General features: G+C 63.7%; 1 protein-coding gene. It reads right to left on the bottom strand.

Annotation, left to right across the window (positions count from 1 at the left end; genetic code table 11):
• Positions 1 to 245: GNVR domain-containing protein (locus ACLJNW_RS27700; RefSeq protein ID WP_410961783.1), on the bottom strand; the 245-nt coding region annotated here is incomplete at both ends.

Here is a 245-nt window from a genome sequence, read left to right on the forward strand (position 1 = left end):
TCCCTGAAAGGCTCCGGTCGAGGCTGACGACTCCCGGCGGCAGGCTATCTTCCTGTACCCGTTGCCGAGGGGTACGCAACATCGCCCGAACCAGAGCCACCAGCACGCCGAACACCAACCCGCCCAGGAGGCCCAAGGCCACCACCAAGGCCTTGCGCGGCTTGATCGGTTTCAGAGGGGTCGAAGCCTTCTGGTCGATCCGCACCAGTTCGATCTTCAGCTCGCTCGCCTTCAGAGTCTTGAGG

Origin of the sequence: Salmonella sp. SAL4457 (assembly GCF_046548235.1) — a bacterium.
Lineage (GTDB): Bacteria > Pseudomonadota > Gammaproteobacteria > Enterobacterales > Enterobacteriaceae > Salmonella > Salmonella enterica.